General features: G+C 41.5%; 16 protein-coding genes. 9 read left to right on the plus strand and 7 right to left on the minus strand.

What is annotated here, in order from left to right:
- Positions 1–50: 50 nt before the first annotated feature.
- The 3 genes from PIECOFPK_RS10595 to PIECOFPK_RS10605 form a co-directional block, all read right to left on the minus strand.
- Entirely contained in the window at positions 51–1,481 is a 1,431-nt protein-coding gene (locus PIECOFPK_RS10595) for an alpha/beta hydrolase family protein (protein WP_409965837.1), read from the minus strand.
- 21 nt (positions 1,482–1,502) lie between these two features.
- Complete coding sequence (locus PIECOFPK_RS10600; RefSeq protein ID WP_409965838.1) at positions 1,503–2,447, minus strand: dihydrodipicolinate synthase family protein; 945 nt, start codon at positions 2,445–2,447, stop codon at positions 1,503–1,505.
- 99 nt (positions 2,448–2,546) lie between these two features.
- Entirely contained in the window at positions 2,547–3,674 is a 1,128-nt protein-coding gene (locus PIECOFPK_RS10605) for a sialidase family protein (protein ID WP_409965839.1), read from the minus strand.
- A gap of 223 nt (positions 3,675–3,897) precedes the next feature.
- Between PIECOFPK_RS10605 and PIECOFPK_RS10610 the strand changes: the two genes are divergently transcribed.
- Positions 3,898–6,720, plus strand: a complete 2,823-nt coding sequence (locus PIECOFPK_RS10610; protein ID WP_409965840.1) for an FAD-binding and (Fe-S)-binding domain-containing protein — start codon at positions 3,898–3,900, stop codon at positions 6,718–6,720.
- An 11-nt stretch (positions 6,721–6,731) separates the two neighbouring features.
- On the opposite strand, the gene def is transcribed toward PIECOFPK_RS10610, so the two are convergent.
- The 4 genes from def to PIECOFPK_RS10630 form a co-directional block, all read right to left on the minus strand.
- Positions 6,732–7,316: a peptide deformylase gene (gene def, locus PIECOFPK_RS10615; RefSeq protein WP_409965841.1), complete on the minus strand. Its 585-nt coding sequence runs from the start codon at positions 7,314–7,316 to the stop codon at positions 6,732–6,734.
- A 56-nt stretch (positions 7,317–7,372) separates the two neighbouring features.
- Positions 7,373–7,939, minus strand: coding sequence for a Crp/Fnr family transcriptional regulator (locus PIECOFPK_RS10620; protein WP_409965842.1), 567 nt, complete (start codon positions 7,937–7,939; stop codon positions 7,373–7,375).
- Positions 7,940–8,180: 241 nt separating this feature from the next.
- On the minus strand, positions 8,181–9,863 hold the full coding sequence (locus tag PIECOFPK_RS10625) for an arylsulfatase (RefSeq protein WP_330975237.1): 1,683 nt from the start codon (positions 9,861–9,863) through the stop codon (positions 8,181–8,183).
- A 34-nt stretch (positions 9,864–9,897) separates the two neighbouring features.
- Entirely contained in the window at positions 9,898–11,298 is a 1,401-nt protein-coding gene (locus tag PIECOFPK_RS10630; protein WP_330975236.1) for a sulfatase, read from the minus strand.
- Between the two features lie 244 nt (positions 11,299–11,542).
- Here PIECOFPK_RS10630 and PIECOFPK_RS10635 point away from each other — a divergent pair, with 244 nt between their 5' ends.
- From PIECOFPK_RS10635 to PIECOFPK_RS10670, 8 genes are all read left to right on the plus strand, one after another.
- On the plus strand, positions 11,543–13,381 hold the full coding sequence (locus PIECOFPK_RS10635) for a DNA polymerase III subunit gamma/tau (RefSeq protein ID WP_409965843.1): 1,839 nt from the start codon (positions 11,543–11,545) through the stop codon (positions 13,379–13,381).
- A 163-nt stretch (positions 13,382–13,544) separates the two neighbouring features.
- Complete coding sequence (locus PIECOFPK_RS10640) at positions 13,545–15,158, plus strand: pyruvate dehydrogenase complex dihydrolipoamide acetyltransferase (protein ID WP_409965844.1); 1,614 nt, start codon at positions 13,545–13,547, stop codon at positions 15,156–15,158.
- A 175-nt stretch (positions 15,159–15,333) separates the two neighbouring features.
- Positions 15,334–15,696 (plus strand): CoA-binding protein, encoded by a 363-nt coding sequence (locus PIECOFPK_RS10645; RefSeq protein WP_409965845.1) that lies wholly within the window; start codon positions 15,334–15,336, stop codon positions 15,694–15,696.
- A gap of 43 nt (positions 15,697–15,739) precedes the next feature.
- The gene (locus PIECOFPK_RS10650; protein ID WP_409965846.1) at positions 15,740–16,279 is read left to right on the plus strand and encodes a YceI family protein; all 540 of its coding nucleotides are present in this window, start codon (positions 15,740–15,742) and stop codon (positions 16,277–16,279) included.
- A gap of 74 nt (positions 16,280–16,353) precedes the next feature.
- The gene (locus PIECOFPK_RS10655; protein WP_409965847.1) at positions 16,354–17,901 is read left to right on the plus strand and encodes a YifB family Mg chelatase-like AAA ATPase; all 1,548 of its coding nucleotides are present in this window, start codon (positions 16,354–16,356) and stop codon (positions 17,899–17,901) included.
- Positions 17,902–18,043: 142 nt separating this feature from the next.
- Positions 18,044–19,849, plus strand: a complete 1,806-nt coding sequence (locus PIECOFPK_RS10660) for an ABC transporter ATP-binding protein (protein ID WP_330975230.1) — start codon at positions 18,044–18,046, stop codon at positions 19,847–19,849.
- An 81-nt stretch (positions 19,850–19,930) separates the two neighbouring features.
- Positions 19,931–21,502: an apolipoprotein N-acyltransferase gene (lnt, locus tag PIECOFPK_RS10665; RefSeq protein WP_330975229.1), complete on the plus strand. Its 1,572-nt coding sequence runs from the start codon at positions 19,931–19,933 to the stop codon at positions 21,500–21,502.
- A gap of 76 nt (positions 21,503–21,578) precedes the next feature.
- Positions 21,579–22,382, plus strand: a complete 804-nt coding sequence (locus tag PIECOFPK_RS10670) for an alpha/beta fold hydrolase (protein WP_409965848.1) — start codon at positions 21,579–21,581, stop codon at positions 22,380–22,382.
- Positions 22,383–22,396 lie beyond the last annotated feature (14 nt).

Here is a 22,396-nt window from a genome sequence, read left to right on the forward strand (position 1 = left end):
AATTGTTTTACAAACCACCCTACAATATTTTAGTTAACAAATAAGCCTTGTTATTTTATAGCCTCTTCAAAAACCTTACGAAGATTATCAAATCCCATCACGGCATGAGCAGGGAGGCGCTCCCCCTTCTCTCCAAACACGTACATATCCGTCTTCTTCTCGATAGTAATGTCCGACTCATCTATATTACCATTTCTATCAAGTATAGCATTCATATTTAGGCCAAGATGTTTTGCCATAAAACGGTATACAGCCTCACGTTTTTCAATGTTAAAGTCGTGTTTCCCTTCAGGGAAATGCACATTCTCTACATGATCTTTTCGATCATACCATTGATATATTTTTTGCAAATAAGGAAAGTCATGTTCTGGCATCTTATCAGTCCAATCTGCCCCATCGCTAATGAGCAATTGAGGGCGAGGAGCTGCCATCGCTGCGATTTCTACATTGTTAGTTCCACCCTCACACAAGTGAATGGGCATTCCACTTTCGCAAGGACAGCCTCCATAGAAATAAGATGAAACCGAAACAACAGGAGCTGAAACTTTAATACGATCATCAATGGCAGTCATTAGTATGGTATGACTACCACCACCAGATCCACCGGTAATAGCTACTCTGCTCGTATCCGCCTCCTTAAGGCTCAACAAATAATCCAGTATACGTATCGCACCCAAAATCTGAATGGTTTGAGCAAGGGCCTTCCGATGATCTTCATACTTAAATTGCAACTCCGACTCCCCCCATCCAAACAAATCGTAGCTAATGGCAATTGCCCCCATTTTTGCAAATGCCGCACAGCGCAGCTGACAATCGGCACGAAAGCGGTGATCCTGCCAATGGCCATCAGGATTCATTATCACCGGAACTTTCCCCTTGATTTTATCGGGACGATAAATAGAACCATTTATCCATACTCCTTTCAGAATCTCAATAGCTATATTACTCACCGTATATCCCCTATACTTACGCACAGGCGTTTCAATAGGTTTGCTTAAAGGGTAAGTGGGAAGTTTGGAAAGACGCAGTGCATGCAATAAGCAAGACTTTAGTTTTTCTTTTCTGTGCTGCCATTCCTCTAGATTATTATAGTGAGCTGCGATTCGGTCTAACTCAGCCCACCCATCTTGCGGTTGCCAACGGTAGTATTCGTAATTTCCAATTTTGTAACGCTTCGTACCATCTCGCCTTGCCATTAAATCAAAAGGAGCTAAAATGTTTTTCAATGTCTCCTCTACATCCGCACGATATCGCCAACGGGCGTAGGGTAAAATCTTTCCGTCAATTAATGAACTATCAAAACGAAGCGTAATACTATACCGTTGCTGCACTTCCGCCAGCACCTCCTTCAAGGGCATCGCATAAGCGCTATCACTATTTGACTGCGCTTCTACTTTTAATACTAACAGCAAAAAAATAAAGAAGCTCGTCAGCAATTTTTTAAATTGCTTATTGATAATGAAAAAATCAATGGCAGGCATATTCCATATTTTTAAACAAACCTAAGTCACTTTCACAGGCCGAATATCTAACTGCTCACACCAGTATAAAAACTTATCGTATAATAAATCTAACTCTTTTTTTTGTTCAGGAGTAGGATGCATGGCATAGGCACGGCTGATATGCTTTACAGGCAAGCCTCTTTTCTGTAAAAAATATTTTGCACTCATTGGATAAGCAATATGAATCATAGGATCAACTGCCGTAAGCTCTTCTTGCAACCATTTTACTTTTTCCAACATATCGGCATCATTGGCATGTTCTACCATCCATACCAATACTTCCGGATAAAAGTTGCCTGATATGGAAGACATACCCACCGCCCCATGCTGCATACTAAACATAGCATTCGGAGTATGCGCATCATAAAACTCCAATTTGTTAGGCACTTCCTGAAGCACTTTCAGCTTGGCCTCTACATATTCCCGTTTAATGGAAGTATCCTTATGATAAACGAATCTGTTTGTCTGTACTAATTGTTTAAAAACAGCAGTGCTTAGAATACGCTTGTATGGCGCCGGACATTCATAAATTCCCAAAGGAATATTCTGTGTGAGTGCAAGCATGTTTTCAAAATTGCGCAATAACACATTATCATCCTCGTCAACTTTTGCAAAATGGCCGGAAATTAATATCACGGCATCTACACCTGTATCATAAATACGCTTGGTAAAATCGGCCTTTTCTTCGATAGTGAATCCAAATGAACCCGTAGCCACTACAGGCGCTCGACCATTCACATATTTCACAATATGTCTGGTCAATTCAAGTCGCTCGGCTTCGCTGATACTGAACATTTCACTGCTCAGACAATTCGCAAAAAAGCCTTTTACCCCCGCTTTGAGATAAAAATCAATCAAAACATTTAATGCGTCATAATCAATCTCGGCCTTAACGTTAAAGGGTGTAATCATTACAGGCACAAACTTCCCGGCAATCGTCTGCATTTTTTAGGCTAAAGTTTATACTTTTTAGCAGCAAATCGATGTAGGATACTATCAATATGATGGAAAATTTTGCTACCTCGAAAGAGCACGCTAGATGCATCAATCATCTGTCACAACCCCCTTGGCAGTAATCTTACCTGGCCACTGTTTGTTTTTAATTTCAGTTAATATCAATTTAGAAGGATCAATCTTTACGTACTTGATTTTTTCTCTTCGCCAAGTATAAACAATATGCACCATTCCATCTTTACTTTGTATAACGGATGGATAAGAATACTGACTAATGGGAGAATCTTCCAATACTAATGCTGCATACCATTTTTTACCATCCTGGGATAAGGCTACATTCAGTGGTGTACGTGGCCCTTTACCTTTTACCCAACTGGAATCAGGAAGTACATGATTGTACACGAGCAACTGACGGCCATCATGCAATGTCACCGCATCTGTTCCGGAGTTATTATTAGGCAAATCTAGGGCAGACATTTCGGACCATGTTTTTCCACCATCATTGCTCCAAGTTTGAAATATCACGGTATTTCTAGTACGTCCAATAGCCTGTAGTTGTCCATTTGAATATTTTAAAATAGAGGGTTGAATAGCCATGAATTTTTCCGGCTCATTAATCGGTTGCGATTTAGACCATGTTTTTCCCCAATCCGAAGTATATTCAAAATGCACCTTCCATCCATTCTTCTCTGTACTGGAAGGACAAATTAATACCCCATTCACCAATTCGGGTTTATTTTTAATGGGACCTAAAAAGCCATCAGGTAGTGGCTCGCGCTCACTCCAAGTATGTCCGTTATCTTTTGAACGCTTCAGCCAACCCGTCCAACCTGCGACATTCGGTCCTATTTTATAAAATAACAATAATTCTTTTTGCGGTGTATAATACAAAACAGGATTGTAACAGGCATAACGTGTAGAGTCGTTTAAAACCCCATCAGCAACCATAACTGGCGCTGTCCACTTTCCATCTTTTAGATGACTCAGCCAAATGCACACATCACTATGCCCTTCTTTGGTTCCACCAAACCAAGCAGCTACAATTCCTTCTTCAGTTTCAGCTATAGTGGCGGCATGAGATTGAGGGAAAGGCGCCTTATCAAAAATGAATTCATCTACCAAAATTCCCTGCTTCCACCTATTTTGCTGAGCAAATAGAAGAACAGGTGTGAACAACATACAAACAATCGAACAAATGATCAATAATTTCACTTTCATAACTCTATTTATAATCTGAAACAATTCCATATTGAGATATATCATCAATCGTAAACACATTCAAACGTACAGATTTTTCAGCACATTGGCTTTTTGCTTGTACCGCTTTACAGGCATATTCCCTAATAGACACTTCTGTCAGAGACGATTATACCTTGAAATTCCACACACACTTCTCAATGTAAAAACATACCTTTACGTCCGCAATTAATATTTACAGAAGATGGAACTCCGGCAACTTCTTAATGCAATACTTCCCGATGAAAGAATTAAGACAAAGCTCATTGATGTTATTACTTATGCTTCCGACGCCGGTTTCTATCAGCTTATTCCGAAAGCTGTAGTGCAGCCGGTAAACGAAGAAGAAATTAAACAACTATTCGCTTTCTCCCATACTCATCAAATACCTATTGTATTCCGCACCGGCGGCAGTAGTCTTTCCGGGCAAAGCATTACCGATGGCATTTTGGTAGATTTGAGCCGCTTCTGGAATAAGATCAATATTGAGCAAAACGCCTCGCAAGTACGTGTACAACCAGGCATAACCGGTGCAATGGTTAATGCCTACCTGAGACCATATTCTTGCAAAATCGGTCCGGACCCTTCTAGTATTTCAGTGGCGATGATGGGTGGCATCTTGTCGAATAACTCTAGCGGCATGTGCTGTGGCGTACGATTCAACTCTTATCACACTACTAAATATATAAGATTTATTTTGCCGGATGGTAATGTCTACTCCACCGAAAACGCAGAGGACTATCATCGTTTTCTTACGCATAACAAAACATTGGCCGATGAGCTAACTAGTTTAAGAAATATAGTGCTGAGCAATGAAACATTGCTCCATAAAATCCGTTCAAAATACCAGACAAAAAACACGGTCGGTTATTCTCTAAATGCATTGGTGGATTATGAGCATCCCTTGGATATTTTTGCGCATCTGTTGATTGGCGCAGAGGGCACCTTGGCCTTCATCTCTGAAGCTGTAATGCACACCATCCCCGACCTACCCTATAAATCTACAGCACTTTTATACTTCACCGATATTTATGCAGCATGTAAGGCTATTGCACCGCTTATCGAAACGGGTGCAGAAATGGTAGAACTGATGGACAGAGCATCGTTACGTTCTGTCGAAAATGTAAAAGGTATTGATCCGTTGATTAAAGAACTGCCTGAACCTACTGCAGCGCTGCTCATCGAGTTTCAGGAGCAAGAACAAAGTCGGCTGAATGAACGTGTAGCCACCTTCATGAATCGTATTGGCGAGTTTTCACTACTCAACGAACCTGTATTCACGGAAGATCCTGCACAGCGAGCATTCTATTGGAAAATTCGTAAAGGTTTGTTTCCAGCTGTAGGTGCTGTAAGAGCTAGTGGAACGACAGTGATTCTAGAAGATGTAGCGTTTCCTTTACATCTATTGGGCGATGCCATTCTGGATCTACAAAAGTTGTTCAGAGAATACAACTATGATAATGCCATCATTTTTGGTCATGCCAAAGATGGCAATATTCACTTTGTCGTAACTCAGGCTTTCGACACAACGGATGAAGTAAAACGCTATCAGAACTTCCTGAATGATGTAGTAGAGCTGGTAGTAAAAAAATACAATGGCACATTGAAGGCAGAGCACGGTACGGGTAGAAACATGGCTCCCTTTGTCGAAACAGAATGGGGAGGTGAAGCCTATGCCATCATGAAGCGTATTAAAGAAGCTGCCGACCCGTACAATCTATTAAACCCAGGCGTCATTATCAATGCCGATAAAGAAGCTCACATTAAAAATCTAAAGCCCTTACCTTCTGTAGAGGAAGAGGTGGATAAATGTATTGAGTGTGGCTACTGCGAACATCGCTGTCCGAGCCGCGATCTCACTATGACGCCGCGACGCAGAATTGTAGCACGAAGAGCCCTGGCTCAATTACAACATCGTGATAAAACAGCATACAATCAGCTCCTAAAAGAATATCAATACCATGGTATGGACACCTGTGCAGTAGACGGATTATGTGCAGGAGCTTGTCCCGTGGATATTAATACAGGCGACTTAATTAAAAGACTAAGAAGAGAAAACCACTCAGCATCTATCAATAAGCGTGCATTATGGGTAGCCAAAAATTTTGGCTGGGTAGAAAAAACGGTACGCGCTGCATTATATGCAGGCGGAAGTTTGGATACCCTCACCGGCAAAAAGGTATTAAAGCCCCTTACTGCAGCACTAAAAAAATTAATACCCGATATACCGCAATGGTCAACTCATTTAGGTATACCACCTAGTCTAAAATCTTTATCTACCCCTGCCATCACACATATAGATGCACCTACTATAGTTTATTTTCCGGCCTGTATTTCTAGAGTATTGGGACGTGGTGAAAAAGGCAAAAAGAACATCATGGAAACCTTTATGAGTGTTTCAAAGAAAGCAGGCATGAATGTAAAGGTACTCCAAAACATATCTGGTACCTGTTGCGGGCAGATATTTTCATCTAAAGGATTTTACCCGGCCTACAAGTATACCGCCAATAAAATTGTGGAACATCTATGGCGCGATACAGAACAAGGAAAATATCCTGTAGTGATGGATGTTAGCTCTTGTACATATACTTTACATCATCTACGTCCAGCTCTGTCTGAAGAAAACCAACAGTGTTACGATCAATTACATATCATCGATAGTGTGGATTATCTGCATGATTATGTATTACCGAAAGTTTCCGTTCACAGTAAAAAGAATAAAGTAGTACTACATCCAGTGTGTGCCCTTGAAAAAATGGGCATCGAACACAAGCTGGAAAATGTAGCTAAGGCTTTTGCTCATGCAGTAACAGTGCCGAAGCATGCAGGTTGTTGTGGCATGGCTGGAGATAGAGGCTTTCTTTTCCCTGAACTCACTGCATCAGCTACAGCAGCCGAGGCAAAGGAAGTTTGTGAAACAGTATATGAGGGCTATTATTCATCTACCAAGACCTGTGAAATAGCCATGAGTGAAGCCGTAAAGCAGAATTATGAATCGATTCTTTATCTAGCAGATGAATGTTTGTAGAGATTAGAACCCTATCGTACAAAACGCATAGGATAACGGGAATATATCTGTCCTTTCTGAACCTTTTTAAGTTTCCCCTCCAGCAGTTTTCGTTTTAAAGGGTTCAAATAATCTAAAAACAAGACGCCTTCGGTATGATCATACTCGTGCTGAATCATACGCGCGGTAAGTCCACTGAAAGTTTTTGTATGCAATTCAAATTCCGCGTTGTAATAGGATACAGTCACAGACCATGGTCGTTGTACCGGTTGTAACACACCGGGAATACTCAGACAACCTTCTTCGTCTATCCATTCTTCCGTAGAACGCTCGGTGATTCGGGCGTTGATAAAGGTTTCCCTAATACCCTCATCCTCCGCTGAATAGTAGTGCTTTCTTTCTTCCTCGTCCAGATATTCAAAGGTGGTTTTACTATCCACAATAAAAAGCCTGATAGGAAGCCCAATCTGAGGAGCAGCCAATCCACAACCATTGGCACGTTCCATCGTATCCCACATATCAGGTATCAGCTTGTCTAAATCGGGATAATGGCGATCAATATCCTCACAAGGCTGTTGTAAAATACTGTGTCCATAAGCTAAAATAGCCCGAGTCATATTATAATTTTAGTACAAAAATGCCCGAAATAAACGGGATAAAAAATGAACATATGTTAATAAATCTGCCGACGAATACGACTCAAACCCTGCGGAGTAATACCAATATAAGATGCTACATATTTCAACGGTACAGATTGCAAAATTTCTGGTTGCTCATTCAACAATTGCATGTAACGCTCTTTGCCACTAAGTTTCAGCAAGGATAGTTCGCGCTTGCTTTTTACTAGTAATAACTTTTCAGCTGCCAGGCGCCCCAAGCAATTACCCACCCGAGTTTGCACATATATCTTTTGTAAATCGCTATAGGATATTTGCCACGCAAGCGTTTCGGTCAGTGCCTGCATTGCATACTCAGAGGGTGTACGCGTTAAAAAGGAGTCATAGGCACAGGCAAATTCCTTCTCAAAGCAGAAATTGAATGTCAATTCATTCTCATCATCCGGAATATAAAAACGCACAATACCTTTTTCAATAAATGTAAGATACTGTTCTACCTCACCTTGCCGGGTAATTATTTGATGCTTTTTGAATCGTTTTCGCCTAAAATGAGCAGCAATAATCGCCCATTCAGACTCCTGTAGCGGCACCATTCTTTCATAATATTCCCGGATATATCCCATAAAAAATTTGCAGGAGGTATTAGCCCCTGCAAATTTATTCTAATTAACGATATCACAAGTATTCTATGTCTAAGGACATACCTAAATACTTGTGCATTTACACGCTTCTGTCTGATCCGAAACTCATAATACTCCCAATAACCCGTGATCTACGGTTGTATCCATCAAGCTGGAGAAAATGGCCCAAAACCTTTATAGCATAAGAATATAGCTACGGGTTCCATAGCCATGGCCTTCACACTTATTTATTATTAGGTTTAGGAAGCACATGATGTTCCCGCGCCCACTTATTCCACATGGCTTCGAGTTCCTTTACTTTATCAGGATGTTGTGCTGCCAAATCATTAATTTCCGCAGGATCATTAATAATATCATACAAACTCCACTCCTTTTGTCCCTTGAGCAGTACCAATTTCCAGCCTTTATGTCTCACATAACGAGCTCCTTCATGTTCGTTGAATAACGTTTGATGCCCGGATTGTGATCCACCTTTCAACACAGCCGCAAAACTTTTACCTGCAAGCGGTTGTATTTTATGACCGTTATACTCCTCCGGATATTGTGCCTCCGCTACTTCTATCAAAGTAGGCATAAAATCCATTACATGACCAACCAGCTGATGATTGATTGCCCCTTTGTTTTTAATTACAGCCGGCCATGAAATAATCATGGGCGTACGAATTCCCCCTTCGGCAGATTGCGCTTTCCACATACGATAAGGCGTATTAGCTACATTTGCCCAGTCGGGCCCTATGGAAAAGAAAGTTGTTTGCGGACCTGGCAATACCGATTTATCTGTATTGTAAGCTATAGGCTTACCCGCTCTTGTGGAGCCGGGACGATCAAAACCCGGACCGTAACGCTCACACAATTCAGGACTTGCACCATTATCACTTAAAAAAATAAGAATAGTGTTTTCATAATGTCCGGTTTCTTTCAATGCCTGAATGATACGTCCTATCCCCTGATCCATGCGGTCAATCATTGCCGCATGTACAGCCATTGCGCGAGCATCCCATTCTTTATGCGGATTATCTTCCCACCGCATTTCTCCGGGATGACGGGGTGACAATTTAGTAACTTGGGGATCAATAATTCCCATCTTTATCATACGTTGATAACGCTGTTCTCTAATAGCATCCCACCCTTTGGTATACGTATCCTTATATTTTTCGATATCCTCCGGTAAAGCGTGTAAGGGCCAATGAGGTGCATTATGAGCTACATATAAAAAGAACGGTTGCTCTCCCTGAGCAAACTCTTTAATATACTCCACGGCCTTATCATTTATCGCATCGGTATGATAATAGCCTTCCGGCACAGAAGTAATAGGTGTTGTACCTTCTACCAGACTAAAAGGATCAAAGAAATCAATGACGCCCCAGATGGTTCCGTAAAACTTCTCAAAACCTCTACTGGTGGGATATTGATCAATAGGTGAGAACAGCGGATACTGCACCTGATGGCTCAACCATTTCAGCTGCTCTTCGGGGGTAGGTCGCGTAATCGTATTCGAAACATGCCATTTGCCGCTCATGGCCGTTCTATAACCTGCTGTCTTAAGTACTTCCGCAATCGTAACAGCATCTTTACCAATATGTCCTTTATAAGCCTTATCATCGCGCTTTCCGGTCATCTGACCGATACCCGCATCATGGTTATACAAACCAGTAAGCAAAGAGGCTCGGGTGGGACAACAACGCGATATATTATAAAATTGTGTGAAGCGGATGCCACTTCGAGCAATGTTATCCACATTAGGTGTTTGAATCTCTCCTCCATAACAACCTAGGTCGGAATATCCCATATCATCTGCCATAATCAATATGATATTGGGACGTTTATCTTTACGAGGAGGTTCTTTAGCCTGCGCATAATAGACGGCTCCGATAAACAAAGCAAGTAATATATAATATCTCTTCATTTTGTGTATTTATTTGAAAAAAACTTGCAGATTCTTAGTGCGGTTGTCTAGTTAAAGCTTGCATCTCGGTTTCCCCACCTTTGTCCCCTTGCTGCTGCATAAATGCTTCTAGATTTGCTCTCAATTCTTTTTTCACTGTTTTATACTTTGCACTTTTAGCCAGATTATGCAATTGCCAGGGATCTTTTTCTAAATCATATAACTCTTCCTCAGGTCTTTCAACATACTGCATAGCTCTCACGGAATCCTTTTTAACCCAGCTTTTAAATAATGCCGACTTTGTCACAACATTTAAAAAACGACCTTGATGATGTAAATTCCATATGTACAAATACTGATTGCTTCTGATAGAACGGCAAGCATATGCATCACTTCCATCAATGATACCTCTTGTAGTTTGTACACCATATACATAATCTCTAAAAGTCTTGCGACTGCCGGTAAGCACTTCTTTAAAACTTTGACCGTCGAACCCTGTATTACCCAAAGCATCAGTAGATCCGGTATGCACAGTAGCCGGATTCCCACCAGCCATATCGATGAGCGTAGGAAGTACATCGGTATACTGCATCAAAGCGTCGTTGCGAGATCCCGCCGGTACCACTCCAGGCCATCTTACAATAAAGGCCGACCTTAGCCCTTGATCGTATAAAGTCCATTTAGCAAAAGGAAAAGAATTACCCTGCTCGGATGTAAAAATCACAATGGTATTATCCTTTTTGCCGTTACGTTCAATCATATCCAAGCAATACCCTACCAGACTATCCAAATAAGTGATTTCTGCAAAATAACTTACCATCTGTTTTCGTGTGGCTTCGGTATCTACCATATGGGGTGGCACTTCTATCTTCGATTCATCGTACAGAGACACATCACCTCTAGTCCAAGGCCCATGCGGCTGATTGCTGGTAAACATTAAAAAAAACGGCTGCTCTCCTGATTGTTGAATATATGCTTCTGCCTTGCTCAAGTCTACGTCAATACCCTTACCGTTATCATGATCACGACCACCTAAAAAGTCGAAAGGATAAGCACTCAGCGGATTAAAATGCTTTTTTCCTATGAGGGCTACTCGATATCCCAACTCCTTCATATAAACCGGTAATGTTTTGATGCCATCGTATATCTGACTGTGATTAGGATAAGCTCCATTGCGCACTGGCCCCAGTCCCGTAAGTAACGTCTGACGTGTAGGAGAACACATAGGAACTATATTGTACATATTATCCAAGCACATCCCTTCTTGAGCCAGTCTCATAAGGTTGGGCGTACGTACCTGTCGACTCCCGTAGGGTTCTATATCGATAGCAGACAAATCATCAGCCATTATAAATAAAATATTGGGCGGAGATTTAGGCTGCTGGGCACTAAGTACATTTCCCAGGCATAGCATTAACAAAGCCAGTAGGCAGCGTACATAACAATTAGATTTCATAAAACCCATTATATAATAATTGTAGGTGAAGTATACTAAAGCATTGCGCAATCGTTGTCTCACATTTGGAGAAAATGTAATTTTTATTATCCAGATTCAAAATATACATTCAGCAATCTGTCCCGTACTCCCTCTGTGGAAATGATTCTTATCAGGTAAATTTTTAATCATCAATTTTCCACATATTGCTAAAGTAGAACAATTCATTGTTCATTTATGTTACATTTGTCGCGAAGTTTCGTTCATGGAGAAATTTATAGTTTCAGCAAGGAAATACAGACCTCAGAATTTCGATTCGGTAGTAGGACAGCAGCACATTACTACCACCCTCAAGAATGCTATAAAGCAAAATCAGTTAGCGCATGCTTTTCTGTTTTGCGGGCCTCGAGGTGTGGGTAAAACTACCTGTGCACGTATATTGGCCAAAACCATTAATTGTGAGTCTCCTACTCCAGACGGAGAAGCTTGTAATGAGTGCAGCTCCTGCGTCTCGTTCAATCAGGGATCTTCCTTAAATATCCATGAGCTGGATGCCGCCAGTAACAACTCGGTAGATGATATCCGCACACTGGTAGAGCAAGTGCGCTTTGCACCTCAAGCAGGAAAGTATAAAGTATATATCATAGACGAGGTGCACATGTTAAGTTCCTCGGCCTTCAATGCTTTTCTGAAAACTTTAGAGGAGCCCCCCTCCTACGCCATATTTATATTGGCCACCACTGAAAAACATAAAATTCTTCCTACCATATTAAGCCGCTGTCAGATATTCGACTTCAAGCGAATTACTACTAATGACACGGTAGAACATCTTCAAAGTATTTGTGAAAAAGAAGGTGTAAAGACTGATACAGCGTCGCTACAGTTAATAGCCCAGAAAAGCGAGGGGTGTATGCGGGATGCGCTGAGTATTATGGACAAAATTGTGAGTTTTAGTCATGGCGAACTCACCTATGCCAGCACCTTGGAGCATCTGAATATCTTAGATGAAGACTACTACTTCAAACTTATGGACTATATGCTGCAGCAAGACCTCAGCAGCACCATGCTTTTATTGGATGACATTAATCGCAAAGGTTTTGAAGGCGACTTGATCCTAAATGGTATGGCTGCCTTTATCCGCAACCTGCTTGTTAGCAAGGATGAAAAAGTAGTGTCTTTATTGGATACAGTAGAAAGCTTTAAAGAACGATATATTACTACTGCTAAGCAAATTCCGGCTTCACTGCTTATTAGTGCGCTCAATATCCTCACAGAGGCTGAAATCAATTATCGGGCTTCGAAAAACAAAAAACTGCATGTAGAACTCACCTTTATTAAATTATGTTATCTGCAGCAGGCATTGCAATTTTCGCTGGACGACAGCGGAGTGAGTAAAAAAAAAATAGCTGAGCATACCGGTGCCATCCCCTACAGACAGATACAGCCGATGGCTATAAAGCCGGTGCAATCTAAAAAGACTCCTAATCCTACTGGTGATACTCCATCCGAGACTGCCGGAGCCCGACTCACCATTGCAGAAGAACCTAAGGCAAAAACTGCTCCTAAAACTGCAACATCGGTGGCCGCAGATAAGCCTTCTTCCGAAATTATGGCGGCCCATACTGCGACTCAACAAACAAACGCACCGAAAGCTGGTCTTAAATTCAGTAGTATTGAAAAACTCAGAAAACAGTTTTATCAAACACAGGATACCCGAGAAGATAAACCACTGGAAGAAGCTGCCTTGCAGGAAGCTTGGAAAAAATTCATTCAACAATTAAAAGAAAAGCGCAATCCGGCTGCACAAAGTTTTGAATTAGCTGAAATCAAAATTGCCGATGCTAACTCCTTCTACGTTTATACTTCCAATCCACTGGAAAATCGTTTTGTAGAAGTAACCAAGAGCGAAGCTGCGGAATTTCTTAAAAAAGCATTACAAAACTCGCAACTACAGATTTTTAATGCTATTGACCCTACACGTCAGCCCAAGGTGGAAGATTTGCCCCGAGTTTTATCCGCTACAGAACAATATCAAAAACTAGTTGCCAAATACCCTCTGGTGCAGCAGCTTAAAGAGAAATTAAAACTGGAGCTGGATAGATAAATTTTCCCCTAAACATTCATTAGTCATTCACGAATAAACAGTTCCTAGATCACGCTAGAACAGCGTCTAGAACTGCATTCTAGTGCTTTTTAGCACATTCCGTTTTTTTAACTTTTCAACTTTACTCATAATTCACTAATTTCGGGCGAAATATTCAAGATACATGGCTGAAAAAATATTAATGCCCCGTTTGAGTGACACAATGACTGAGGGGGTTATTGCTGCATGGCATAAGAAAGTGGGAGATAGTGTTAAAAAAGGCGACTTGTTGGCTGAAATAGAAACGGATAAAGCCACCATGGAGCTCGAAAGTTATAAGGACGGAACCATCCTCTATCTGGGAGCTGAAAAAGGCGGGAAATTACAGGTAGATGACTTATTGGTAATTGTGGGAGAACCTGGAGAAGATATTTCGGCGCTAATTAATGGCAAAAGCGGTGATAAACCTGCACCGAAAGAAGATAAAAAAGAAGAGGCTCCGGCCGCTCCTAAAGAACAAGCTCAAGCTGCGCCCAAAGCTACTTCCATTGATGTTTCAAAGATGGAAGAAGTGGTGCTGATGCCTCGTCTGAGCGACACGATGACTGAAGGCGTCATTGCCAGCTGGGCGAAAAATGTAGGCGACGATGTGAAAAAAGGTGATTTGCTCGCTGAAATTGAAACAGACAAGGCTACTATGGAGCTGGAAAGCTACAAAAGTGGTAAACTGTTATATCAGGGAGCTAAAGCCGGCGAAAAAATTCAGGTAAACGATTTGCTTTGTATAATAGGGGAAGAAGGTAAGGTAAATGTAGATGAAATAGTTGCAGCCGTAAAAGGAGGTGGCGCCACTGCTGCGCCTAAAGAAGAGGCTAAAGCTCAACCGCAGGAAACCAGCACTCCGGCAGCTTCATCAGCACCTGCTGAAGCATCAACTGATGGCCGCATTAAAGCCTCTCCTTTGGCGAGAAAGCTGGCCGCAGAAAGAGGTATAGACCTAAGTAAAGTTCAAGGTTCTGGAGATAACGGAAGAATCGTTAAAGCTGATATTGATAATTATGTAGCTACAGCAGCTGCAGCTCCAGCTACACAATCAGCAGGCACACCTGCAGCGCAGGTAGCTTTCGAAGACAAGCCGGTATCGCAAATGCGCAAAGTAATCGCAAAACGCTTGTCTGAAAGCAAATTCAGTGCACCGCACTTCTATATAACCATGAGTATTGACATGGATGCGGCAGTAGCAAGCCGCGCCAAACTCAATGAAACCAGTCCGGTTAAAATATCCTTCAATGATTTGGTAATCAAAGCGTGCGCTATAGCCCTGAAGCAACACCCGGTAATAAATAGTAGCTGGTTAGGTGATACCATCAGAGTAAATAAGCATGTAAATATAGGTGTAGCTGTGGCTGTTGATGAAGGTTTATTGGTACCAGTGGTACGCAATGCCGATACCAAATCCCTCTCCCAAATTGCCGCCGAAGTAAAAGAATATGCGAAAAAGGCCAAGGATAAAAAGCTCCAACCATCCGACTGGGAGGGCAACACCTTTACCATTTCTAACTTAGGAATGTTTGGTGTAGATGAGTTTACCGCCATAATCAATCCTCCGGATGCTTGTATTCTGGCTGTAGGAGGCATTTCTCAAGTACCGGTAGTGAAAAACGGAACCATTGTTCCGGGCAATGTAATGAAGGTAACACTGAGCTGTGACCACCGTGTAGTAGATGGGGCCAGCGGAGCTGCATTCCTGCAAACACTGAAGAGTCTACTGGAAGAGCCTTTGAGAATGCTCGTTTAAGTGAATCTTAATTCATTATAATAAATTCAAAAGCCACAATATTCTATTGTGGCTTTTATTTTTAGTTAATTCAACCAAAAGACAACGAATATTGTTAAATTTAAAGAAAATTAGAGGATAGCTCATTCGTATGAATACATAATCTCCAATCTTTCAATCATCAAAAATCCCACTCATGAATAAAAAAACCTTAGTGCTGGGAGCATCTGAAAATCCTTCGCGTTACAGCAATATGGCCATTAAAAGATTAAGAGCACACGGACATGAAGTAGTAGCTATCGGACGTAGAAAAGGTAAAGTAACCGATGTAGAAATTCTAGAAAAAAAAGCGGATATTCCAAATGTTGACACAGTTACGATTTATATGAACGAACAGAATCAGAAAGAATTCGAAGATTATATTATCTCTCTAAAACCCAAACGTATTATCTTTAATCCTGGAGCAGAAAACTATAACTTACTACTCAAAGCCAAACGGGCAGGTATCCAACCCGTGGAGGCCTGCACGCTGGTAATGCTCAATACAAGTCAATATTAAGAGACGTAAAATGACCAAACTGACCTTACTAAAGACATTTGTTATGCTGAGAAATTTCGTAACCATTGCACTTTTAACGCTATTATCGTATGCTGCTACGGCTCAAAACTTAACACCGTCCGATGCCGACAGTAAAATCTCATTTACTATCAAAAATATGGGTGCTGATGTAACAGGATCTTTGAAAGGATTAAAAGGCACTATGAAATTCGACCCCAAAAAATTAAAGTCAAGTTTTTTTGATGTTACTGTAGATGTAAATACTATCAATACCAATAATACCCGAAGAGACAATCACCTGAAACAACCTGATTTCTTTGATGCTGAAAAATTTCCCTTAATCGCGCTTAAAACTACGGAGCTATTGGCCAAAGGGAACCACCAATATACAGCCAAAGCTGCACTTACCATGCACGGAGTATCCAAAAACATTCAATTTGACTTCACTGCAACTCCTGTGGAGGCGGGCTATCAGTTTATAGGTGATTTTATAGTAAACCGCAAAGACTATGGCATTGGGGGTAATAGCATGACTATGGGTGATGATGTAAAAGTGCATCTTGATGTAATCGGGAAAAAATAATACCTACTATAGTCATTCACACACCGGTGCTTCTTGCCAGATATTCAAAATAATTTTTACTTTTATCTTCAACTATGTTAGTGAAGATTAATGGAAGCGCTGTGTATGGCGTGGATGCTATTCCTATTACTGTAGAGGTAAACTGGATGAATAGTGGCAAGGATCCATCCATTGTCGGCCTACCGGACAATGCAGTGAAGGAAAGCCTGCAACGTGTGGAAAGCACCATCAAGACTAATGGCTATGCAATGCCTCGCACCAAGGTAGTGGTAAACCTAGCGCCTGCTGATATTAAAAAAAGCGGTACGGCATTTGACCTACCTATTGCCCTTGGTATCTTGGCAGCCTCAGAACAAATTTCCAACACCGAGAGCCTAAGCCAATACGTCATTATGGGTGAACTGAGCCTGGACGGCGCCATTCGCCCCATCAAAGGCGCATTGCCTATAGCGATACAGGCTCGCAAACAGGCGTTTAAGGGATTGATTGTACCCAAAGTGAATGCCCGTGAGGCAGGAATGGTCAATAATTTGCAGGTATATGGAGTACAGCATATCAAAGAAGTTATTAATTTCTTCGAAAACGGAGAAAAAGGACTTGAATCTATCGCCATCAATACACGCGATGAGTTTTTCACTTCGCAATACGAGTTTGATATTGATTTTGCAGATGTAAAAGGTCAGGAAAATATTAAACGTGCACTGGAAATAGCAGCTGCAGGAGGTCATAATGCGATCCTTATCGGACCTCCGGGAGCGGGGAAAACCATGCTCGCCAAACGTTTGCCTACCATCCTCCCTCCTTTGACCCTTCACGAAGCGTTGGAAACCACTAAAATTCATTCAGTAGCAGGTAAATTACCCGAAAACGCTACATTGATTTCCCGACGTCCATTCAGAAACCCCCATCATACGATATCGGATGTGGCTTTGGTGGGGGGCGGAACTTTGCCGCAACCGGGCGAAATTTCCTTAGCCCATAACGGGGTATTGTTTCTGGATGAGCTACCTGAGTTTAAACGCACCGTACTGGAAGTGATGCGCCAGCCCATGGAAGAACGGAAAGTAACCATATCTAGAGCAAAAGTAGCGGTGGACTTTCCTGCCAACTTTATGCTTATTGCGTCCATGAACCCCTGCCCTTGCGGCTTTTACAACCATCCCGAAAGAAAATGCACCTGCCCCCCGGGAGCAGTGCAGAAATACCTCAATAAAATATCAGGTCCTCTGTTGGACCGTATCGATTTGCACGTAGAAGTAACACCTGTTCCGTTTAGCGAACTTTCTACTTTTCGTAAGGATGAAAGCTCAGCAATGATTCGGGAACGCGTAATAAATGCTAGAGCCGTGCAATCCGAAAGGTATAAAGCTTTTCCTAGCATATATGCTAATGCACAGATGACCAGCAAAATGCTTCGAGAAATATGCGCAATCGATAACGTAGGACAAATGTTATTGAAGTCTGCAATGGAAAAACTCAACCTTTCGGCCCGTGCCTATGACCGCATCTTGAAAGTATCGCGCACCATAGCCGATCTAGAAGGTAGCGAAAAAATAAAACCGGAACATTTAGCCGAAGCGATTCAGTTCAGAAGTTTGGACAGAGAAAATTGGGCAGGATAACCTTGAATTGCATAATGGCTTGCTGAATTTTAAGGATTTATTGTATTTGACAATGTTGTGCTGCAACAATTCATGCATTTCTTTGTTCTTAAAAACACAATGTCGTTTTCCTGCGGCATTTACCCAAGCTAAGAAAAACAATATGCGCATTCTTCTACACTATCTCAAACCTTATCGATGGCTGGTGGTATTAGCTTTGTTTCTGGCAGCCATTAATCAGGTCTTCTCCCTATTTTCTCCTATGATTGGTGGTAAGCTACTAGATTTGTTTGCCACACATCCACATTATTTCGACAAAGGGCAAACCATCCCTCGTACCGAAACGCAATATATTTTTGGTGGCAATGGCTACCATGGCGTATTGTTTTATCTTTTATTGCTCATTGGTACCGCCATGGTAAGTCGTATCGCAAAAGCATTTCAGGATTATTCCGTAAACGTCATCATACAAAAGTTCGGTGCTACTATTTTTACGGATGGTTTAAAACATTCCATGCGTTTGCCTTACCAAGACTTTGAAGACCAGCGCAGTGGTGAAACATTATCCATTCTTACTAAAGTGCGACTGGATACAGAAAAGTTCATTAGTAATTTCATCAACGTATTTTTCATCATTATTGTAAGTGTTGTATTCGTTTCCATCTATGCGTTTCAGTTGCACTGGAGCATCATGCCCGTGTATGCGGTGGGCATTTTACTGATAGCTGTTGTAACCAGTTTGCTTAGTAAAAAAATCAAATTCATTCAAAGAAATATTACGCAACAAACCACTGCGCTGGCGGGTGCCACCACAGAAAGTCTGCGTAATATCGAAATCGTCAAAAGCTTAGGGCTGACCGATCAGGAAATTTCAAGACTAAATAATAACACCTTCAAAATACTGGGATTAGAACTTCGAAAAGTAAAAAGTGTACGTGCGCTTAGTTTTATCCAGGGCACTATGGTTAATTTTCTGCAACAGGTCATTACATTTACCTTGCTGTGGCTGATATTTAAAGGCTCTATTAGCCCCGGACAATACTTATCACTTACATTCTACGGGTTCTTCCTTTTTGGACCAATGCAGGAAATTGGCAATATCATTCTTTCCTATAGGGAAGCCGAAGCCTCCCTGCAAAACTTTCATACTCTCATGCAGAAAGAAGCCGAACCCAAACCACTTACCCCTAAACATATCGGCAAAATACACAAACTGGAGTTTAGCGAAGTTTCTTTCCAACATCAGACGGCACAATTTAAGGCTCTTAATAATATTTCCTTTGAAGTGAAAAAAGGCGAAACCGTCGCCTTCGTGGGTCCAAGCGGTAGTGGTAAAAGTACGCTTGTAAAGCTCCTCGTAGGACTTTATCGCCCTAAAGAAGGGAAAATATTTTACAACAATATTGACGGCAACGAGATGAACTTTGATGAATTGCGTAGTCAAATAGGCTTCGTGACGCAAGACACACAACTGTTTGCCGGAACCATTAAAGAAAATCTGCTTTTTGTAAATCCCACCGCTACAGACAAGCAGTTATTCGATGCTTTACAAAAAGCCAGTGCGACATCTATTTTACAAAGAGCAGAAAACGGTATTGAAACAGTTATAGGCGAAGGGGGATTGAAGCTCAGTGGAGGCGAAAAACAACGCATTGCCATTGCCCGAGCGCTGCTACGCGATCCGCATATGCTCATATTCGATGAAGCTACATCGGCACTGGACTCCATCACTGAAGAAGAAATTACACAAACCATCCGCGAAGTATCCTCAAAAGGCAATCAGATAACAGTATTGATTGCACATCGGCTTTCCACCATTATGCATGCCGACCGCATTTATGTACTGGAACGTGGAGAAATAGCAGAGACCGGTAATCACACTGAACTTCTGGAGAAAAAAGGGCTCTATTATGCTATGTGGCGTCAGCAAATAGGCGAAAGAAGAAAGCCGGTACTTACTACAGCTTAGTAGAAGCGTAGCCCATTATACATTCAACAAAACAAGGACTTCTTCCAATAAGGTTCGGGCTTTTTACCTTAGTTTTACGGCATGCAAGTAACGCAAAAAAATTTATTGCTTTCTGTTTTGGGGGCCTTGTTGCTTTGGGCTGCATGGCCGATTTCACCCTTCACCTTTTTGTTGTTTATTGCTTGGGTACCCTTATTAACAATAACCGATTCCTGCTCAAGTATTAAAAAATACTTCGGCCTTACTTATCTGCACATGATTTTATGGAATGTGCTGACCACATGGTGGGTGTCCAATGCCAGTTTGGAAGGAGCACTGAGCGCCTTTTTTGCCAACAGCTTGATCATGTGCATACCTTGGCTCCTTTATTACCTCACCAAAAAATGGATCAATGGAGCCTTAGGCACTCTATCCATCATTCCCTACTGGCTTGCCTTCGAATACATTCATCATAACTGGGATTTAAGCTGGCCCTGGCTCACATTGGGTAACGCCTTTGCAACCCATCCGCAATGGATACAATGGTATGAATATACTGGCACATCAGGTGGGAGCTTGTGGGTATTGATAAGTAATGTATTGGTATATCATATCATTAAATTATACCAATCCGAAGGGAGAACCACTAAATACTTTAAATATGCAATCATTTGGATTGCCCTTTTATTTATCCCAATTCTATTTTCCTTCTTCATAAAAAACAAGTTGACCTTACAACACAACAAGTACAACGTCGTAGTAGTACAACCCAATATTGACCCTTATCAGAAGTTTGACATCAGTACCCAGCATGATCAACTAAAAAAACTGATTACCCTTTCTGAAAAAGCCATAGACAACAACACCGCACTCATCGTATGGCCCGAAACAGCTATCCCTTTTCAAACCGATGAACGTCAGATACGTGAAAGTGCTTTCTTGGAGCCGCTCTGGGAATTTCTCAAAAAATATCCAAGCATCAACCTCTTAACCGGATTAGAAGGAGTACAAACTTTCAATACAAAAGTAAGTAGGTACACACGCGCTACATTCGACAATCAAATATATTATGAGATGTACAACAGCGCTGTATTATTGAACAGCCAGAACATTCAGATATACCACAAGTCAAAGCTGGTGCCGGGTGTGGAAGTACTCCCCTCGTTTTTAAGCTTCATGGCACCGCTATTTGAGAAATTCGGCGGAACTGCAGGCGGGTATGCGCGCGATAGCGCTACTCATGTTTTTAGTACCCTTCATCATTTATTTCAAATTACTCCAGCTATTTGTTATGAGAGCATTTATGGAGATTATCTAGCCGAATTCAACCGCAAAAATGCCAATCTAATTTGTGTGATTACAAATGACGGTTGGTGGGGGGATACACCGGGATACAAACAACACATGAATTATGCCCGACTTCGTGCTATTGAGAGTAGAAAATGGATTGCACGTAGCGCTAATACCGGCATTAGTTGCTTTATTGACCCCTTCGGAAATATAATTCAACAGCTAAACTGGGATACTGAAGGCACATTAAAACAAACAGTAGCCGCATACACTACAGAAACCTTTTATACAAAATATGGAGACATACTTTCCCAAATAGCAAGCTTTGCAGCTGCGGCATTATTGTTGTACACTATCATTTGGAAGTTTAAAAAAAGGAACTAAAACAATATGGCTGCGAAGTATCGTTTTAATAATAGAAATTTAGCCTAACGAAATCTATCGCTAAAAAAGCATTACTATGGAAAGAAAATCGATAAGTATTGATAGCAAAATCATCAGTTATTATACAGCCGGGGACGGGAAAGCGCTGGTATTACTGCATGGATTCGGTGCAGACAGTACCATATGGGAAGAACAAATTAGTTATCTGAGTAAAGATTATCAGGTAATCGCTCCCGACCTACCGGGCATCAGTAATTCCGAACTTATCAGTGATGTGAGTATGGAAGGACTGGCCAGCATGGTCAAAACAATTATCGAAGAGGAAGAAATCGAAAACATTGTTCTTATCGGACACAGCATGGGCGGTTATGCCACCCTGGCCTTTGCAGAAAAATATCCCGAGTTACTACAAGCCTTCGGACTATTTCATTCCACGGCTACAGCCGACAATGAAGAAAAAATTGCGGGGCGAAGGAAAGGTATCGAGTTTACCCGAAAACACGGAGCCAAAGCGTTCTTAGAATCCACTGCCCCTAAAATGTTTGGTGCTGCAACAAAACAAGAACAACCCCAACTGTACGAAAGCTTCATTAAGAATCTGCCCGAAATGAGCAATGAATCGGTAATCAATTATTATGAAGCTATGATGCAAAGACCCGACCGTACCGAAGTATTAAAGAATACTAAAGTTCCGGTATTGTTCATTTATGGTGAGCAAGACGAAATTATTGATGTGCACAAAACTATCGGGCAAGCTTCCCTACCGTCAACAGCATCGGTACACATATTGAAAAAGTCAGGACATTTGGGTATGATTGAAGAGCCGCAAGAAAGCAATAAGATTTTGGAAGCCTTCTTATCAGATTTGAATATTTATTAAAACCATAAACTGAG

Source organism: Chitinophagaceae bacterium C216, from assembly GCA_028485475.2.
GTDB lineage: Bacteria > Bacteroidota > Bacteroidia > Chitinophagales > Chitinophagaceae > Niabella > Niabella composti.

Bases quoted from the DNA above. Each gene is read 5' to 3' on its own strand.
- def (WP_409965841.1), bottom strand. From the start codon at position 7,316: ATGACTCGGGCTATTTTAGCTTATGGACACAGTATTTTACAACAGCCT.
- PIECOFPK_RS10645 (WP_409965845.1), top strand. From the start codon at position 15,334: ATGAATAAAAAAACCTTAGTGCTGGGAGCATCTGAAAATCCTTCGCGT.
- PIECOFPK_RS10655 (WP_409965847.1), top strand. From the start codon at position 16,354: ATGTTAGTGAAGATTAATGGAAGCGCTGTGTATGGCGTGGATGCTATT.
- PIECOFPK_RS10670 (WP_409965848.1), top strand. From the start codon at position 21,579: ATGGAAAGAAAATCGATAAGTATTGATAGCAAAATCATCAGTTATTAT.
- PIECOFPK_RS10595 (WP_409965837.1), bottom strand. From the start codon at position 1,481: ATGCCTGCCATTGATTTTTTCATTATCAATAAGCAATTTAAAAAATTG.
- PIECOFPK_RS10650 (WP_409965846.1), top strand. From the start codon at position 15,740: ATGCTGAGAAATTTCGTAACCATTGCACTTTTAACGCTATTATCGTAT.
- PIECOFPK_RS10630 (WP_330975236.1), bottom strand. From the start codon at position 11,298: ATGAAATCTAATTGTTATGTACGCTGCCTACTGGCTTTGTTAATGCTA.
- PIECOFPK_RS10600 (WP_409965838.1), bottom strand. From the start codon at position 2,447: ATGCAGACGATTGCCGGGAAGTTTGTGCCTGTAATGATTACACCCTTT.
- PIECOFPK_RS10660 (WP_330975230.1), top strand. From the start codon at position 18,044: ATGCGCATTCTTCTACACTATCTCAAACCTTATCGATGGCTGGTGGTA.
- PIECOFPK_RS10625 (WP_330975237.1), bottom strand. From the start codon at position 9,863: ATGAAGAGATATTATATATTACTTGCTTTGTTTATCGGAGCCGTCTAT.
- lnt (WP_330975229.1), top strand. From the start codon at position 19,931: ATGCAAGTAACGCAAAAAAATTTATTGCTTTCTGTTTTGGGGGCCTTG.
- PIECOFPK_RS10640 (WP_409965844.1), top strand. From the start codon at position 13,545: ATGGCTGAAAAAATATTAATGCCCCGTTTGAGTGACACAATGACTGAG.
- PIECOFPK_RS10605 (WP_409965839.1), bottom strand. From the start codon at position 3,674: ATGAAAGTGAAATTATTGATCATTTGTTCGATTGTTTGTATGTTGTTC.
- PIECOFPK_RS10635 (WP_409965843.1), top strand. From the start codon at position 11,543: ATGGAGAAATTTATAGTTTCAGCAAGGAAATACAGACCTCAGAATTTC.
- PIECOFPK_RS10610 (WP_409965840.1), top strand. From the start codon at position 3,898: ATGGAACTCCGGCAACTTCTTAATGCAATACTTCCCGATGAAAGAATT.
- PIECOFPK_RS10620 (WP_409965842.1), bottom strand. From the start codon at position 7,939: ATGGGATATATCCGGGAATATTATGAAAGAATGGTGCCGCTACAGGAG.